Genomic DNA, 16,788 nt, shown 5'->3' with positions numbered 1-16,788 from the left:
GCTCTACTGGCGGTCCTGCCCATACATTTTACACATATCAAACTTTGTTTCCGCTCCTCCCCCAGGAGCTATAGGTTCTATAGCAGCGTTTTCATAATAATAATTGCCATAGATGTTATTTACATATTTTACCCTATGGTAAGTCGCATTTGGTGACTGATCAATGTACATTCCTTCACTCCAAGCAATTCCTATAATATCTTCCATCATAACCGCTGGCGCGGTACTCCAATTCCAGTCAAAACGTGCTCGATAGTATGTTCTATTATTTGCCTCTGAATAGTAATAGCTATCAGTCTTTGCACTTATATTTAAAGTCGCTGCTAATGCAATTATTTCTTCTTCAGTACCTGAAAAAGCTCTCAACATACTAATCTGCTCATCAGTGTATCCTAAGTTTTTTAAAATCGAGTCATCGAGTTTGCTTCGTCTGTATAACTCCTCAGCATAATCAAAATTTCTAATTTTGCCGATGTCCTTAGCAGAAAACACCATTTTTTGTAATTCCGAATCGGATTTGTTTTTTAATTCTTTTATCATTAAATATTCGTTTATAGTTACTTTTGCAATTTTTTGCTCAGGTTTATTGCTCTCTGCATACGCGAAAGTACCAGAAAAAACCAATAAAATCGATACTATAATTGATATTATTTTTACACAGCTTTTTATTGCCTCTATAATTATAGTCGTTTAATGCCGCCAAAAAGTTCCCTAAAATCGATAATTTTTAACAAAAAAAGCAGGTTTCCCCGCCCCTTATGCTGATTTTAAACGACGGAATATAATCAGGGTAGCCAAAGCATGAGGATAGGCGAATTTTTTATTTTACATATAATGGATAGATTCCCATAAATTATTTAGAAATTCACGTTCGATAGGACCTTCTAATACAGCATATCTGTAGCCATTTATTACTAGATTGCTCTAGCTATAATTGTTAAAAACCGCAAATCCCCCTTTGCCATAATAAAAATTAATAATAAAAATTAATTATATAATCATCCTTGTTGTTTTTTGCAAGAGGAAATTCCCCATTTTTGCAAAGATTTTTCCCCAGGCACCGGTGGGGAATTTTTATGTTAACTTAACTGCCTCATAAGTGATTGCCTCACCCGGTAGCTTTGGCCATCAAAGATCAACAGGTAACTGTGGTGTATTAGCCGGTCAATCATTGCTGCTGTCATCTGCTCGTCGTAGAAAATGCTCGCCCAGCGGCTGAATTCCAGGTTAGTGGTAATTACTACACTGCGGCGTTCATAGCAGTCCGACATCACCTGAAACAGCAGCTGCGCCCCTTCACGGTCTAAAGGAACATAACCCCATTCGTCGCAGATCAGAAGATCCGCTTTGGAAAGCTGTTTCATTAACCCGGAAAGTTCACCTCCCTTCCTGGCTTCAACAAGCCGGTTTACCAGTGCTGCTGTGCGGAAAAACTTTACGTTGTAGCCTTTTTTACAGGCCTCCACTCCTATGGCCGTGGCAAGATGGGTTTTACCGGTCCCAACGTTGCCTGGCGTAAGCCCCTGCGGGAGCTTAATTTCATCGAATATGTAATCGGCAAAGGTCTTTATAGTGTAAAAGCCTGCATTTTTCAAGAGTCTATCCTTTCGGTTCGCGTCTCTATGCTCCAGTTCTAGTCTTAGCAGTTTCAGAAGGTATTCTTCGTGGCTTTCAGCTTCAATCTTGTCGCAGTTTTCCACAAGATTTCGACTAAGTTTTAATGCTTTACAACAGGTGGCGATTTCGTCCTTCAGCATAAATTGGCACCGCCTTTCAGAAAGGCTTTGTCATAGTCCTCAGCATTGAAGCGGAATGCAGTGAGTTCAGGAACCCCTTCCGGAATTTTCACCGGCGGGAGCGGCGGGGTTATACTCGTTATCCTGTTATGGATGGCTACGAGGCTGTCTAAATCCTGCACTCCGTAAAGGAGAGCTTCGGCTACGGCATTCACGGCCTGTTCAAAACTGCTTTTGGCACAAAGCGCAGCTAAAGCCTTGAGCGCTTTGCCGCGCTCGCTTTTACTTAAGCCGTCCAGGTATTCCCGGAGTGGGTCCGGCAGCATACTATATATTCCCGAATACTTAAAGGCCCCAGGACGGCGGGAAAGCTGGGTGAGATATGGTAGCCAGTCCATGCTTTCTTGCTTGTTGTCCCCGTAAAGCCGTCGGTGGCGCGCGATTTCCCTGTGGCTTTCATCCAGCGGTATGACCTCGTGAGCCGTTATCTTTATCAGTACCCGGCTGTTGGCGTATTTTGGAGCAGTCGAGTATATATGCTTTCCGCCGTTCAAGCTGAATTTGGCGTAGGCGTTGGTTTTGACTGTTATGTAATCGACCACCTCGTAAGGGACGGCAGGCAGCTTAAGCAGAGCTTTGCGGTCTTCATTGAAAAGTTCGGCGTGTGTCCCATCCTTCCGGTAATGTTCCCGGTGCATGTCCTGGTCGCACAAGCGTAAAAGTTCGCGGTTGAAATCCTCCAGCCTTTCAAACGTGGGGACCGGGACCAGTAAATTGCGCCGGTGGTATCCGACTTTGTTTTCCACATTACCCTTTTCATGGCCACAAGCGGGGTTGCAGAATACCGCTTCAAAACCATAGTGCTGCTTGAACCTCAGGAAGGCGTCAGTTAGTTTGCGCTCTCCATTCTTCAAAAGTTTCACAATAGTGCTGGCGTTATCAAACCATATCTTATGAGGTACTCCACCAATATGTTCAAATATGTCCTTCAGCCCCTGAAACAGGCATTCCTGGTTTTCTTCTTTGAAAAGCTGAGTATATCCTACGTTACTGTAGGGAAACGAAAGGTCAAGATAAAATCCGTGATGCAGCGTCCCGTTCTCGTAAAAGTCTGCCTCACCGAAATCCACCTGCGCTTCACCCGGGATATGTTCCAGCGGCAGGCGGCAGGAGTTGTCCTGGTATATTTCTTTTTTTCTCATGGCCACGTAGCCTGCTACGGTGCGGTAAGAACAGTTAAACTGGTTCTTGTATTTTTCACATAGCCTGTCGTAAATCCTTTTGGCTGTATGCCTTTGTTTTTTGCGAGCTTTTTTATCTTCTTCAAGCCATTGGTCTATATCTGCCTTGAAAGGGTCGAGTTTTGGGAAGGTATGTTTAACTTCTTCAACTTTAACCCTGGTGTTCCAGTCTTCTTGATAGATATACTTGCGTATTGTTTTTCGGTCTTTTTGGAACTCCCGGGCTATCTCGCTGATATTTTGCCCTTTCATAAAGAACGCTTTTCTGATATCATCAATTTGGGTCATTGTGAGCATCCTCCGTTCCTCCCTTGCAGTTAAGTTGTCCCTAACTACAAGGGTAAAGGTTTTTTGGGGTGCCTGCAATGACCTTTGCAAATTTGGGGATTTTTGAGTTGCAAAAGTGGGGATTTTATTTTGCAACTCTGTCCTTTTTAATTATGCAATAAACAGTGTAACATGATAATAGATCCACTCCCTAGCACTTATTTCCCTCCGATCTGTGTTGGTATCAGAGGGATATTTCGCCAGGGGGTGGGTCAATTCCTTTTCGTTGCTCCTGGGTCAATTGTATACCGGCGGTGACAGCTATCGCAGGAATATTATTTGGATATTTATACTGGCAGTATAGCCTTGAAATAGCAATGGTATCTCATTTTAGTGCGGATTTAGTAATCCATGTGCTAGTTCCTATTCTAAAACAAAGGGGTTGCTAATATAAATCTTAATAAAAAAGCACACCCCTCATTCATAACTCAAAAGGGTGTGTTTATGTTAATTTAAAATCTGAATCATCAACTTTTTCTAGTTATAACTTTGATTAAATCTTTTTTAGTTATTTTTTTAAAAATAGAGCCCTTTAAATTAAACTACCTAAATTATCTCATATCCATCTCTGTATAATAAACAAAACCTATTGCACCTGGACCTACATGAAGTCCAATTACAGGTCCAATATCTACAATATCTGCTTTTATTCCCAGCTTTTCTTCTATCAATTTTGAAAGATCTAAAGCTTCTATAAAGCAGTTAATATGGTGAACAACTATTTCCTTAAGACCATAAATAGAACTGTCCCTAACCAACTTTTCAATCATTGCTGCTACTGCATTTTTCTTTGTTCTAACCTTAGTTAAGATAGCTGTTTTCCCATCCTCAACTGTTAATATAGGAATAATCTTTAAAAGATTTCCAATTAGTGCTTTAGCACCACCTATTCTTCCGCCTTTTTTTAAGTATTCTAGATTATCAGGGATAAATAAGAATCTGCTTCTTTTTAAGTTTTGATTTACAATTTCAACAATCTCATTTAATGTTTTTCCTTCCTTTGCTGCTTTAGCACCCGCAATTACAGCAAAACCAAGCTGCATACAGTTAGATCTAGAATCAATAATTTCTATCTGAGCGTCCTTATATTCTTCAAGCACCATCTCTTTTACCATAAGTGCTGATGAATATGTTCCACTCATTTCTGATGAAAGAAAAATACAAACAAGGCTGTCCCCATTAGCTACAACCTTCTTCATTTCCTCTAGCATTTCTCCAATAGAAGGCTGAGAAGACTTAGGTATCCCCTTTTCTTTCATCATACGGTAGAAATCTTCATTATTAATATCAACTTCCTTTATACTTATATCATTCCAAGATACACTTAATGAAACCTTCCTAATGTCTAGTTGTTTGCATATTTCTTCACTTAGATAACTTGTGCTATCTGTTAGAATTTTAACTGACATTTTACCCACTCACTTCTTTTATTTTTTATATGTTTTTTATTTTTTACTAAACAAATGAAATCTTTTAAAATTAATTCTATGTTTATTTCATTAATAATTATATTTTTCTTTTTATTAATTTTATAATTTTTATGAAAACTAAATAATAAAAAAAACTTTCATAGCTTTTATCTATCGTATCAATGGAACGTTCAAATTTGTCTTTGGATAATGATGTTGATACAAGGTCGCAAATTTTTTATTATGTAAATAAATTAAAATCTTGCATTAATTTACAAAATCTTAAATTATTAAACCTCCCTATTAATTTCGTCAATAACATCAGATAAATAAACTAATTCTTGAATAAATAAATCTACTTCTTCTACTTTTCTAGGTAATTTTATAAGAGCATATCCTTCGCCATATTTTTTATAAAATAACTCTTTTCGCAAAGCATTTTTGCCATCTCTTTTTACTGAATAATAATTATAATAGAAAAAACTATTTTTTCCTATTATTTTACAATTGAATCTCCCAAAAATCGGTAATTTCGAATCATTTAAATAAACAACTAAACTAATTCTTTCATCATTATTCCAAGGAACAAAAATCAAATAATAGGTCATGTTAACTTTTCTAACTTTAAAAGCTCCTATAACACCTTTATATCCAAAATAATTATCTCGGAACTTGTCCAACTCCCAAACTTCAAGGCTTAATTTTCTTTTAGAAATTGCTTCTCTTAATAAAGCTATTAATTTATTAACTTTTTTCTTATCTAAATAATCTTCTGTAGCTTCTTTTACTTTTCTAAGATAGTTATAATTCTTAATTAAATTGTTAAAGTTCAGCTCATCCTTAGGTTTCACATAATCACTACCTCTTGGTTAGAGTATTTTTACAATTTTAATTTTACAATATTTTATGTTCATAATCAAATTTTTATAATTTATAACAATATTTATTTTTAGTTTTATAATTAATCAATTCGTAAACGTTTCAAAATTCTAAATGTATATATTTTAATTTCATAAAAACGATTGAACCACAAGAAAAGGCTCCTTATTATTAACCTTTTGTTAAGATAGTAAACAACAGTGGGTGATTGGCATATGCCTTTTAACGTGAGCCTTGTTTTTGCTTTTAGTATACCTTCTGCTCTGAAGAGAGTCAGTATCATCAGTTATTTCTGCCTTTCCGTTTTTTCCTTCAATAAGATTAGTAATGCTATATTTGCCATATTTTTTAATAATTTCATCTATTTTTTAAAACTCTACCGTTCATCCTAATGCATCTCCAACCGCTCTGCCTAAAAGGCATCCTATAAAAAGTCTTTATCCCTATTAGAACCCAATCTCATTATTTCTCATCCTATCAAATTATAAGTTTTACCAATCAAACTCTTTTATTGCTTGTTCTACTCTATTTTTTAGTTCTCTCAACTCTTTATTTTCATATAGTTCTTCCATAGCATCTGAAATTTCCTCAAAATCCGTCCAATCTTTAATATCAGACGTTCTTGTATAAATACGTGTATATTGTCTTCCTGGTTCCTTTGCCTTATTGTTTATCTTGACGCCATGCATTTCAAGTTTTTCAAGAAACTTTATTCTCTTATTCGCATCTTCAAATGGGCCAATTTCTAGAGTAAGTTTTAATTTCCCGAAATATTCGGAGAACCAAAAACAAACTGGGAACCCCCCGCCCCAGCTTTCTTTATCATTTTTTCTCCCATAAGCAAATGATTCTACTCCAAACCAATAAGTCTTATTAGTAACAGCTACTTGAATTATTTCTTTATGTTTATTCTTAAAAATTTCTGCTGCTGGTTCTGTATTTATTTCATTACCCACAGTATATAACATATCAATAATCTCTTTATACTGCTGATATATTTCTTTACACATTTTTTTTAATTCATTATCCATAACATATTTCTCCTTCAGTATATGAATATAATACTCTAAAAATGAAATTACTTCAGATGAGGTTCTCTCTTTATAATTATCTAAAATAAATTCAATTGATTCCAATAAATCCTCATAACTAGCTAAAAAATATTTTTTGTGATTTGGAATTTCCCCATTGAGAGTTAGATATATAGGAATTATCAAAAATGATTTATATTTATTGTTTACATAATTATAATATTTTGATAGTTGATTTGAATGTTCTTCTGAATATACTTTATTCTCTATAAAAATGACTATTTTATGCTGTTCAGAAACCAACAAAATATCAATATTAGCTATTTCACGATATACTTTTATATCCATTAATGACATTTGATGCAATTTATAAATCAAATTCATATCCTGCAGAATTTCATTATTGTCAGATTTTAATAATACTTTTAAAATAAATCTTTTTAAAACTTTATCATCAAAATTATGATTCTCAGACGGGTTAAAAAGCCAAGCTAATAAATTTGAGTGTCTAATTTCATAATCTTGTATTTTTAATACCTTAAAAGGGTTAAATCTATTTATTCTCGCTTTAAGTAGTTCAAGTTTATCATTATTAACTATAAAACTAATTAATTGTTGTTTATCCAACAATACATCTCACTCTCCAGTTAATTTAGTTTTTTATAATGATGTTATTCTTATAATAATATGAACATCTATTTCAAAAATCTTAATATAAAAAAATAAATATATTGCAAAGCTTACATGGGTTACTTCCCGAATCCAAGTTTATATATTTCTCATCTTTTATGTCAATGGTAAAATAAAAATACCCACTTATGGGAAAGAAAATTCCCCACTCATCTATCAAAATAACTTTCCTTGTAGTTAAATATAATTAAAAACTACAAGGAGAGATGAAAGGTGTTGGGGATGGAAATGCATACAACAATAAAAACTCTTTTTACCAAAGGATATAATAAAAGCAGTATTGCAAGAATGCTTAATATTGACAGAAAAACTGTTAGAAAAGTTTTAAAAGTACTTAATGATAAAGATTTTATTGAAAGAAAAGAAAGAATCTCCATATTAGACCCATATAAAGAATATATAGCTATCCAGGTATCAAAAGGTTTATCGGCGCAGCGCATTTATCAGGATTTAAAAAGTGAAATGGAATATTCCGGCAGTTACGATACAGTAAAAAATATGCAGCAAAAATTAGAGGAAATTCCTCTGAAGCCTTTATGGTTTTAAATTGTCTACCCGGCGAAGAAGCCCAGGATGAAGTAATGATACATTCGGGTATAAAATATTTTAGCTCAAATTTGTTATATATTTAAAATTTTAAACATCTTTTCACACCAATCATTATCGTCAATAAACAATACATGATTTTTTTCATAATCACTTTTACTCGGTTTTTTCGCAAGGTTTTCAACTAGATCTTTATACGAAGTAGCAGACAAAATAAAAGATTCTAGTCTTATATTAGGATTATTTAGCCTTCTTTCTATAGTCTTTATAGTTACAACATCACCACCTGCATATCTTGTCCCAGCAAATACAATTTTTTCACAGTCAAGACTTTTGTCGTGTTCAAGCCCTTTAGGATCTATAAAAACTATTATTTGATAATTCCCTTTCTTGAGCCACATTACAAAGTCAGGATAAAATCCAGCCCATGTAAGTTGAAAACCTACCCCAATTTGGTGAAAATTTCTCAATAAATATGTCTCAATGTCTTTAAATTTCTCTTTGTTTTCTTCTATAAACTTTCTTAAGTCTTTTAGGAATTTTATCTCACTTTCTACCAGGCCTTCTGGGGTAAATTTTATTTTATCTTCTTTTTTTATTTTTTTCTTTAACAAAACCGGCACAAACAAATGAGATTCAAAAACCAGCCTGGGCAGTACATCGGATTCATATTTTTCGTCTAACAGTTTTTCAAAATCTTTTATCAGTTTCTTTACTTTCTTAATTAATTCTTTTTCTCTTTTGTCAACCTGCACTAAATACCCCCCGGAATTTTCTTTACTCATAAAAGGCATCATCAATTGCCCCGTCTTTTCATCCAGCACGTAGTAACTTATGTGATCTGTCTCAAACCTTTTTGCCTTTTTCCTGTAATAAGTATCAATATATCTTTTTAAAACCGAAACCGCTATATCTTCCAACTTTGATATATCACCATGTTCCAGCTTATCAAAAACTCCTTTATAGACTACAACTTTGTAATTGTTTACAGCAGATATAATCTCCTGGAGTTTATTCTTATCAAATACTAAATTCCAGTATTTCTTTAACTTCTTATGTTCTGTAATCTCAAAAAAGATGCGTTCCCAATTTAAAAACGTGGTATAACGCTTCAAGTCTAACGTATCATGCTCGATTTTTGCATCAAGACCGATTTCGGTATTATTTGTTTTTGAATATACTTTTATTCTAGGCGTCAAATCAATGCTTACGTGAACCGTTTCATCAGGTTCGAGCATTATAACTTTACTTTCTTCAAACTTTTTATCTTCTCTTTTACCGAGCACATATAATTCCTTCCATTTTTCTTGATGCTGGTATTTAATAGACATTAAAATGTTTTCATATTCGACTTCTTCTTTTCTAATTGCTTCTAAAAACCTACTCAAATAATCCGCCTTGATGCCAAATATGTTTAGAGTTTCTAATACTGCAACTCTTGGATCCCCACTTCTTTTTAGCGACAAATCCTTCCCCTTTAGCCTTACACCTCTGCCAAAGAGTTGAATAATCTGGGGTCCCTGGCCGCTTCCTATGTTCAAAAGCCCCATAGAAGAAACTCTCCACGTATCCCATCCTTCAATAAATTTTTTGGCTCCTATCAATATGTTCAAATTAGAGGCCTTGTGCTTTATGTAATCAAAGAGCGAATCAGAAATAACATCCGATTGGACTTCAAATCCTTTTTCTTCTAACCTCTTTTTAAAATCTTTACCGCCTACGTTTATAACGCCGAAGTAATCATTATCACCAACCTTTAGTCCGAATTCTCCATCAGCGTTTTTGATTTCCGATATATTTAATCTGCCTTTTCCGTTAAAAACCCTACTATACAAATCATTTAAATCCACACCTTTTTCTTTTAACAGCTTAAACTTTTCTTTAAAAATATCTTCGCCATCTTCATTTTTAAGTCCCGCTCTTCCTTCTAAGATTGTATTTATCTTTTCTTTAAGCCAGTCCTCTTCCTTTACAACTTTATTTAAAAAGCCAACAATCTGAAGTATGTCCGATTCCTCTTTATTAACCGTCGTTCCCACAAAGATCCACAAAGGTTTTTCCAAATTATACTCTTCGGCTAATCTTTTATTTTCCTGATAAAACATAACTTGCTCGTAAAAAGACAACAAATTGGCAACAAACATAATTTCTGAAAAATAGCCTTCAGATATTTCTTCAGAATTTTTCGCGTTTACCACAAAAAAGTCCTTACCGTATCCATCGAGATAAAAATACTTATACGAATAATCAAATATGATTGATTTAGAATATTCCTCAAGGGTTTCTTTATTCCTTTCGCTCAATATCTGCCCGAACGTGGCACTATATTCAAACACAAAACCATTCTCAGCCAATTTAGCTCTCCGCGCGGCCCATACCCGATCTTCGGTAGCCTTCCCTTTATGTCCTTCATCTACGAAAATAAGACTTCTTCCCTCAAAAGCACTTACTGGAAGGGTTATTCCTCCATCCTTTTTCTCATCAACCAGTTTAGTTATTTCTATAATCAGCACTTCATTCTTAAGGTTGAACCTACTGTTTAAATTGCCATCGTATATCCTGCATGGAATATCACTTTTTTGCAGTTCATCAAAGTGCTGCTTAGAAAGACCTTCGTTAGGAGTAATCAAAAGTATGTTGTCAGGTTCGAAAGGCCTGTATTTCAAAAACTGAAGATAATTTATGTGCATAATTAGAGTTTTCCCGGAACCGGTGGCCATCCAGAAGGCCAACTTGTTTAAATCCTTCAATTCAAAATCCTGTATGTCAATTTCGTTTTCATATCTGTATTGATTTAAAAATTCATTCAGCTTATTTAAAAACTCCACCTTATTGTTTTTCAACTGGTCCAAGAAAATTTCCGTAAAAAGAACAGGCAGGTATTGAAAATATATGAGAACTACGTTGCCGCGGTACCGGTTTATCTTTCTAACGTATTCCTGAATGTTCTGATCATACCGAAGTAGATCATCTTTGCAAAACTTTATACCTTTCAATGATATCAAGGTTTTCATAAAAGGTGTAATTTCATCACCATCGTCTATTCGCTCTTGTATATTTTTCAAAGGCAACTGCCTAAAATCTTCTACTCCAAAAAGAGAAAGAAAATATTTGTTTAACACCAGATATTTTTCCATATCCATATCATCTCGCCTTTCATCTGACCTCAGAGTTCATCAGCTTTTTAAAATCGGGTTCGATATAATTAATTTCAGCCACAAAATCACCAAAATCTGGAGTTAAAGTGCTTTGAGCGTTTACATACACAATATGGGGCTTCCACTCCGACAATTCCTTCTTAATAAATTCCTTATCTTTCATGAAATCCTCTTCTGTCCAATTACTGCCGCAAGTCCGCCATATCATAGCATACGTCTTACTTTCTTTTTCTCCCAATACGAACATATATCTTTTTTTATCGTTATTTCTAAATTTGACCTTTTTTATTTTTAATCCCAGAAGATAATTGAACGTTTCGGGTATGTCCACAACCATTTCTTCCGGCTCTCCAACTTCCGACAGGTTAACTTTTAGCCTGTATGCAAAGGGATCTTTTAGATTCTCGATATTCAAAAAATACGGGCTTTCGCTTGTCTCATAATCCAGAAAGTATTTCAACAGATATTCATCCTTTAAGACCTTTAAAACCTCTTGATTCTCTTCCAATTCAATATTGTCTAGTGTATCTTCATATTGCTCTAAAATTTGGTATTTGAAAAAGCCACCACAGCTTTTTTTATTATATTTTTCCTTAACGTCATTTTCCTTTGAAATGCCTGATTTATCATAAGCAAGTACCTTTTTCATCCTCGGTAAAATCACAGTCCAGAAATGCTCGCCCATCTCAACCCCAATCCACTTTCTGCCGAGTTTGTGGGCTACTGCTGTGGTTGTTCCAGACCCGAGGAAGAAATCCATAACGAGATCTCCTTCGTTGGAGGTAGATTCTATGACCCGCTTGAGAAGAATTTCGGAGTTTTCGGTGGGGAAGTCCCATTCAGAAGAATATCCGTTAACATCTGTCCAATCAGAACCAAGAGTTTCATATTGGCTAAAAAATATTGGTTCGTTTAATTTATCATCCCATTTTATTAAACCTTGTTCAATTGCTCTATCTATAGCTTCTTGACTTAAAACCCATTTTCTACCTTGAGGAGGATAAATTTTTCTACCAAAAACAATTCTTGAAGCATCCCCTTTAACCGTTCCTGGTAAGTGCATTCTAACCCATTCTGGTTTATCCTTCAATTTTTTGTAACCAAAAAAACTAAAGTTTGTAACATTTTTCGCATAAAGAAATAATGTATCATTTGCTGTATGAAATTTCTTATTTTCTCCCTTTAATGTCCTTGTTCTTTTAACATCAATTTCATTCCTAAAATTCTCCTTTCCAAAAACCTCATTCATCAAAAGCCTGACATACATATTTCCATTATAATCACATCTAACAAAAATACTTCCTTTTTCTGACAGCAAATCCCTTGCAAGCTTTAACCTATTTTCCGATATGCTTACCCATGTAGAATCTTTATACTTAACATTGTAAAGATAATCCGCATCCTGTTCCTTGTTAAAAGGTGGGTCTATGTAGATGGTCTGTACCTTTTCTTTATATTTAGCCAAAATCGTATTCAACGCCTGCCAGTTTTCGCTTTTTATGAGAAGTCCGTCCAATGCTTCGTCCAGGTCTATATTGCGGGTTATGTTTTCCAAAAGCTTTTCTTTAAACTCTTTATCAAAATATCTTGTGTCAACAGGAAGCTTCTTATATTCATTACCTACAATATCCTCTTTTTCGATTAAATCTTCTTTACTCTTTATCTCACCAAACCCTAATTCTTCCCATTCTTTTAGCTGTCTTTCATTGCTTAAAATTTCATCTATGATTTCATCTAAGAATTCTTCACCAGCCCATTTTGCTATTCTGTCAAGGGTTATTGCGTATTCCGTAGATAAAACAAACTTTTTCTTCTCCCAAAGCCTCTTTTGGAAATTCTCAATCTGAGCCAAAAAATCTATAATAGCTTCGCCAATTTGCCTTACCACTTTTGATCGTATGATATGCTTGTTCGAATACTTTTCTCTTTCCAATGTGTCAAGGTCCAACACTTCTGATTTTATGTAGTAATCCAGTTGGCCGGATAAGAATCCCTTTAAATCTTTATGAATAAAATAATCCCTCGTATTCTTTCCGGTAAAGCGGTCCAAATGATACTTAAGTAGAGGGGTTTCGTTTTTATCTCTTTGTAAATACAAGGAAACTTCCTTATTTATTTTTGCAACCTCATTCACTATTGAGCTAAAAGAAAATTCATTGACTTTCTGCTGCTTGGAGGTGTTGCTCCCTCCTGCCACATTATATTTTTTGACTTCCTCCTCCGTAAGCTCTCTATACTGAAATCTAATAACCAATTCTTTCCCCTGAAATTCAGCAGGTTTATCATTATCTAATACAAAAAATCTTTCCTTAGTCGCCTTATTCGAACCTAATTCTTCCTTTGCTTCAACTACCCTGAAAATAACCTTGTAATCATCAACTTTAAAGGTATAATCTCTGAATAAAAGACCCGTTTTTGTATAATACTGATCCTTATTTGCCCAATATAAGGCTACTTCTTCGCCATTATAGGGGATGGCATATTTGTGCCCTTTGATAGAATAGCGGTATTGAGGAACAAAATCTCCTTCCTCATAATACCGGGAAAAGAAGTTATAAAGGTCGTTAAAAACTTGGAGTTTCATCTCATCAGCTTTTTCCGCCTCTTCCTTTTGCCGCTTTAACTCCGCATATTTATTCCCCGCAGGGGTATTTTTAAACCTTTCCTTTACTTCTCCTGAAGGCGAAAATACTTCTTCTCCTAACGCTTTTCCTATCTCTTCTAATTGGACCTTCGCTCTCTGTAATTCCATCTCTAAATCTTCAGTAAGACCAGCTTTGTGTTCTTTAAAAGCTTCCTCTATTATTTTAAAAAGCCGGTTTTCAATAAAATCTTCTATTTGCTTTCTCTTGTAATTCAAAATTCTGTAAATGCCGAAATCCAAATCAGATGCATCGAATTCAAAAATTTCTTTCAACAAATTTTTAAATTTATCAAGACTATTCATTGGTAAGTAATCCTCCTATACACTTACGTATTATTAAATATTTACTAAATTTGAAATTTAATATCTCCTTCTCAATAAATAACTCCTTCACCATAAATTTATAATTCTATATTCATCGAGCCTTTCCTCCTTTAGAATGCAGATATAAAATAATATTTCTGAAATTTTATTTTCGAATTCTTATTGTCTTCAAGTATATTTATGATATAAAACAAAAAAGTCTGACTTCTCAAGTCTGCTATCTATCGTATCATTGCGTTGTTCAAATTTTTTAAAAGACTATGATATTATACATATACACCTATTTCCCTTCTTTTTCTGAAAATTTTTATGTATCAGATTCTCCTTGCCTCCAGGTAAATTTACACTACAACAATTCTTTCTGAATGTCTTAAACAATACTTTTTAAAATTGAGCTAATATTTTACACCAGATTTAAACTATGCCTATTTGCCACTGCTGTTCCAATGCGCCCTTCGGATTATTCAATGACACTTTAATGATAATCTTAGAAATTTATATATCAGAGATTTCAAATGTACTAACAATGAATACTTTAGAAACTACATCTATCTTGTTTCCTCAACCTATTAAAAAATAGCCATTATCTAATTTAGTAACTCAACTATACATTTTTATAGCTATTGATATGTTCCCGCAAACAATAAAAATAAGGGCTTCCTGACATTATCATCTCAGGCAGAACAGCCGAAAGAAATGGTCAATGTCTGGAAACCCTTTATTTTAGAGGTTTTTGCAATCCTTTATTCCTCCACCCTTGACATCAATGTTACACACTCAACACGAGTGGAGAATTCATTATAGTTATCATAATATCAAAAATGAATAAACTCTTTAAAGCTTAAAATTTATTCCCTCTATATTATATTAATTAACCACTAATGGTATATTTTTATCTTCAATTTTCTTAAACGGTATTTTGTAATATGTCTGCTTAAAATTTCCATTAACTGATGTCTGTTGTGGCGCAATACCTATATCATATGTTGTACCATTTGGCGTCGTTCTCATTTCCCGATGGATTCCCCCCCTTTCCCATGGTGTTCTAATTCTTCGTCAAGTTGGTTTAATATGGTTTCCAAATTTTTAGATATAATTGCTCACAGTAATTTTTAACAAATTAAATACAAGTTCTTTGAAGGAATTGTTATGGCCCGTAACGAATTCTTTCATTAGAAACAAACCTCCTTTTTCGGACCTTTATAGATTTTTTTGCATTCGGAGGTTGGTTTCTAGTTTTTTTATAGAATTCCTGCTTACTAATTACCTATTCCCACTAAAATTTTACACTAAGAAATTCTTGCATCAAACTCATTGTACTACCTCTTTTTTAAAATTTTTATTTAACCAATTTTGCAAATCCTCAATAGTGGTTATTCCTTTGTTTTTTAAAATATCAACAATGTCTTTTGCACATATAATAATAATAGGATGTCCATCTTCTTTTATCTCTTTGTAAGCCTGCATATTAACATATGAAGTTGTAACAATCACCCCAAACTGTCTGTTTCTTAATCGTGATATAAGTCGTGATATTTCCTTTACACCTACTGCATTATTCAAATTATACTTTTTAGCCTCAAGTGCAAAATCAACTAAAATATAATTATTGGCATTTCCGATTCTATATTTGCCCACCGCATCTCTTCCACCATCCACCCATGGTCTAGTTAAATTACATTCAATTACATTACTATCCATCAATTTGAAAATTTCAACAGCACAATGTTCAAATGCATATCCATCCTTAAAGTAATTAATTATTTCTTCAATAAATTTTTCATCATATCCTGTTGGTAATTGTTCTTCTTTTTTTCTATATTCAACAGTTCTTTCCGCAATCAATGGTCTGTATATACCTTTTTCCACCCATTCTTTAAAAGCTTTTGGTGTATTATGTGTTATTATATTTCCATTTTGTAAATCTTTTATCCAATTTCTTGTTACCTTATCTATATCTAATATTGTAAAAATTGCTCTATAATTTTGAAATCTTTCTTGACCTTTTATCTTCCATATTGCAACCAAATCATCAAAAGAAGTCAAATTTTTTGCCCCTGGTACTGCAACACCTCTAAATACAACATCCCTACCTTTTGTCCCTTTTGTAAAAATAAAAAACGGTGGAATTTTATCTAATTTACTATTATGTAGCATATTAAAACATTCTTTAAGTATATAATTACCTTTTTTCCTAGTCCTGTGTAATTGGTTACCTGGATCCTTATTATCTCCAAAATATGTAAAAATTCCCGTTTGATTATCTAAAGAATCTGGCCAATCCGGGTCTAATAAACTTGAATATAAAACTACATATTTTAATTCAAATGGATCTGTAGAACCTAAATATCTGAACCCCCCCAGGTTTCCACATCCAAGCAATTTACTTATAGGATCACCTTTTACATTTACATCTGTTCCACCTTCATATACAGCATCAACAATTAAATCAGCATTTTCCAAATCTTCAAATTTAATAATATTCTGCAAGAAATCACCTCCTTCTTTTTACTCAATATATTATTTGTTTCTACATTTATACTTAATTTCCTTTAATTAGCAAAAAAATAGAATAACAAAAAAAGGAATATGTACTCCATAAATCGGGGAATTTATTCTCCAAAAAAGGCAATAATATACTAACCAATGCAATAACGCATCAGCTGGAAATTTTAAAAATATTTTACTTAACACTATTTTTCAGACTGTGGCGATATTACTTCATAACCATGTTTACGAATTTCATTTATAATTCGTTTAATATGGTTAGCCTCTTGTTTCTCTCGAACTTCCTTAAAAACAT

Annotated in this window: 10 protein-coding genes; 1 reads left to right on the top strand and 9 read right to left on the bottom strand. The window is 33.7% G+C overall.

Annotated elements, in window-relative coordinates:
* Positions 1–3 precede the first annotated feature (3 nt).
* The 6 genes from ATZ99_RS00355 to ATZ99_RS00330 all read right to left on the bottom strand — a co-directional run bounded on the left by ATZ99_RS00355 (position 4) and on the right by ATZ99_RS00330 (position 7,253).
* Positions 4–624, bottom strand: a complete 621-nt coding sequence (locus ATZ99_RS00355) for a hypothetical protein (RefSeq protein ID WP_068747272.1) — start codon at positions 622–624, stop codon at positions 4–6.
* Positions 625–1,079: 455 nt separating this feature from the next.
* On the bottom strand, positions 1,080–1,757 hold the full coding sequence (locus ATZ99_RS00350; RefSeq protein WP_068747271.1) for an ATP-binding protein: 678 nt from the start codon (positions 1,755–1,757) through the stop codon (positions 1,080–1,082).
* A complete protein-coding gene (istA, locus tag ATZ99_RS00345) occupies positions 1,751–3,265 on the bottom strand; it encodes an IS21 family transposase (protein WP_083947284.1) in 1,515 nt (504 codons plus the stop codon). Before istA ends, ATZ99_RS00350 begins: the two co-directional genes overlap by 7 nt.
* Positions 3,266–3,855: 590 nt before the next feature.
* Positions 3,856–4,713, bottom strand: a complete 858-nt coding sequence (locus ATZ99_RS00340; protein ID WP_068747269.1) for a DegV family protein — start codon at positions 4,711–4,713, stop codon at positions 3,856–3,858.
* A 290-nt stretch (positions 4,714–5,003) separates the two neighbouring features.
* A complete protein-coding gene (locus tag ATZ99_RS00335) occupies positions 5,004–5,564 on the bottom strand; it encodes a hypothetical protein (protein ID WP_068747268.1) in 561 nt (186 codons plus the stop codon).
* Between the two features lie 519 nt (positions 5,565–6,083).
* Positions 6,084–7,253, bottom strand: a complete 1,170-nt coding sequence (locus tag ATZ99_RS00330) for a PDDEXK-like family protein (protein ID WP_068747267.1) — start codon at positions 7,251–7,253, stop codon at positions 6,084–6,086.
* Positions 7,254–7,535: 282 nt separating this feature from the next.
* On the opposite strand from ATZ99_RS00330, the gene ATZ99_RS00325 reads away from it, so the two are divergent.
* Positions 7,536–7,859 carry a helix-turn-helix domain-containing protein gene (locus tag ATZ99_RS00325; RefSeq protein WP_245641269.1) on the top strand — a complete coding sequence of 108 codons (324 nt, stop codon included), beginning with the start codon at positions 7,536–7,538 and terminating at the stop codon, positions 7,857–7,859.
* Positions 7,860–7,933: 74 nt separating this feature from the next.
* On the opposite strand, the gene ATZ99_RS00320 is transcribed toward ATZ99_RS00325, so the two are convergent.
* The 3 genes from ATZ99_RS00320 to ATZ99_RS00310 form a co-directional block, all read right to left on the bottom strand.
* Complete coding sequence (locus ATZ99_RS00320; protein WP_068747265.1) at positions 7,934–11,002, bottom strand: DEAD/DEAH box helicase family protein; 3,069 nt, start codon at positions 11,000–11,002, stop codon at positions 7,934–7,936.
* Between the two features lie 13 nt (positions 11,003–11,015).
* Complete coding sequence (locus ATZ99_RS00315; RefSeq protein WP_068747264.1) at positions 11,016–13,964, bottom strand: site-specific DNA-methyltransferase; 2,949 nt, start codon at positions 13,962–13,964, stop codon at positions 11,016–11,018.
* Between the two features lie 1,332 nt (positions 13,965–15,296).
* Positions 15,297–16,475 (bottom strand): restriction endonuclease, encoded by a 1,179-nt coding sequence (locus ATZ99_RS00310; RefSeq protein WP_222927043.1) that lies wholly within the window; start codon positions 16,473–16,475, stop codon positions 15,297–15,299.
* Positions 16,476–16,788: the final 313 nt, after the last annotated feature.

This window comes from Thermovenabulum gondwanense (assembly GCF_001601575.1).
Taxonomy (GTDB): domain Bacteria; phylum Bacillota; class Thermosediminibacteria; order Thermosediminibacterales; family Thermosediminibacteraceae; genus Thermovenabulum; species Thermovenabulum gondwanense.
The sequence above is the reverse complement of the archived record's forward strand: the minus strand, read 5'-3'. Positions and strand labels throughout refer to the sequence as shown.